Below are 1,487 nucleotides of genomic sequence, written 5' to 3'. Positions count from 1 at the left end.
AACGACGATTTCTTTGAATTGATGCGCGGTAAATAAGCATAAGGCCGTCTGAATATGTTTCAGACGGCCTTTACTTTGCTTGAGGAACCTTTATGACCATCCGAATGAATTGGCAAAACTTATTATCTACTCAACGTTTCCGTACTAAAAACGGCGAAATCGTGCCGACCGTTACCCCTTCGACGCAGGAAGGTGCCGATGCTTTGCGTACGGATTTTCACATTGACTACGACCGGGTTGTTTTCTCCGGAGCCTTCCGCCGTCTTGGCCGTAAAACGCAAGTGCATCCGCTGGCGCAACATGACTTGACGCACAACCGTCTGACGCACAGCGTTGAAGTTGCCAGCGTGGGCAGGAGCTTGGGCAACCGCGTGGGCGTGATGTTGCACAACGGCGGTTTTCTGCCGCAGGGCAATACGCCCAGCGATATTGGTGCCGTGGTGCAGGTTGCCTGTTTGGCACATGATTTGGGCAATCCGCCGTTTGGCCATACCGGTGAAGATGCTTTACGCGATTGGTTCAGACGGCCTGAGCATCAAATTTATCTGAACACATTAAACGAAGCGGAACGCAACGATATTCAAACCTATGAAGGCAATGCGCATAGCCTGCGTATCGTTGCCAGCCTTGAAATGTATCCGGAAGCAGGCGGAATGCGCCTGACTGCGGCAGCCATCGGCGCATTGCTGAAGTATCCGTGGACAACGCAACATCCAAACGGCAGAAAGAAATTCAATATTTATCAAACAGAGTTGCCGTTTATCCGTCAAGTTGCTGATGAATTGGGACTGGTTTCCGCAGGAATAGACAGCTGGGCGCGTCATCCTTTGTCTTATTTGATGGAGGCTGCCGACGATATTTGCTATGCCTTGCTGGACTTGGAAGATGCCGTCGAATTGGATTTACTCATGGATACGGAAGTGGAGAGTATCTTGTCCGAGCTGACCTTTGCCGAAAGCGCATGGCATGCCAGCTCCAGCCGTCAGCGTTGTGCCATGTTGCGCGGTATTGCGATTGGCAAGGCGATTGATGATGTCGCGCAAACCTTTATGCTGCATCAGTCCGACTTGTTGGACGGAACATTCAAAGGCAAAGACTTGCTTGCTCTGTGTAGCCCGCAAGTGCAAAACACTTTGGCAAAAGCGAAAGAATTGGCGCAAACACGGATTTTCCGCCATCACACCAAGCTCTTGACCGAAATTGCAACATTCCCATGCTTAGGCTCCATCTTGGATTTGCTCGTCCCTGCCGCTTATGCCCTGATTGCTGAAAAACAGTTGGCAACGCGTCAGTCTTTGGCGTTGGAATTATTGAAAAAGCACAATCCGATTCTTCCTGAAGACAGTCTGTATCAGGCCTATATGAAAATCTTGGATTTTGTCGGCGGTATGACCGATAACTCCGCCGCCAAAATGGCGCAGGATTTGTCAGGAGTAGGGATTTTGCGTTAATTTTATACTGTTTAATTTCAATTAGTTAATTAAAAA

General features: G+C 49.2%; 1 protein-coding gene. It reads left to right on the top strand.

What is annotated here, in order from left to right; all coding sequences use genetic code 11:
* The first annotated feature begins 92 nt into the window (after positions 1–92).
* Complete coding sequence (locus ACTHUE_RS18750; protein ID WP_440424158.1) at positions 93–1,451, top strand: deoxyguanosinetriphosphate triphosphohydrolase; 1,359 nt, start codon at positions 93–95, stop codon at positions 1,449–1,451.
* The last annotated feature ends 36 nt before the right edge of the window (positions 1,452–1,487 follow it).

This window comes from Neisseria sp. P0021.S005 (assembly GCF_051956955.1).
This window is presented reverse-complemented; position numbering and strand designations above follow the sequence as displayed.